Below are 295 nucleotides of genomic sequence, written 5' to 3'. Positions count from 1 at the left end.
TCCAGATTGTTAAAGAGCAAAATACTTCGCAGCATACTGTTTCCAATACGCTCTGAAGTCTTTTTAATGGTGGAGCTATGCGGGATCGAACCGCAGACCTCCTGCGTGCAAAGCAGGCGCTCTCCCAGCTGAGCTATAGCCCCATCGTTGCTTACAGATACCTTACATACCACTCATGGAAGAGTTGGTAGGCCTGAGTGGACTTGAACCACCGACCTCACCCTTATCAGGGGTGCGCTCTAACCACCTGAGCTACAAGCCTATTAAGGTATTTCTGCTCGTTATTTTCATCAGA

The 295-nt window shown here is 48.5% G+C and carries 2 tRNA genes; both read right to left on the bottom strand.

Features of this window, described 5'->3' with window-relative positions:
- Positions 1–67: 67 nt before the first annotated feature.
- Positions 68–143: transfer RNA gene (locus H0247_RS19540), tRNA-Ala, on the bottom strand.
- A 42-nt stretch (positions 144–185) separates the two neighbouring features.
- Positions 186–262: transfer RNA gene (locus H0247_RS19535), tRNA-Ile, on the bottom strand.
- Positions 263–295 lie beyond the last annotated feature (33 nt).

The sequence above is a fragment of the Pectobacterium sp. CFBP8739 genome (genome assembly GCF_013449375.1).
Lineage (GTDB): Bacteria > Pseudomonadota > Gammaproteobacteria > Enterobacterales > Enterobacteriaceae > Pectobacterium.
This window is presented reverse-complemented; position numbering and strand designations above follow the sequence as displayed.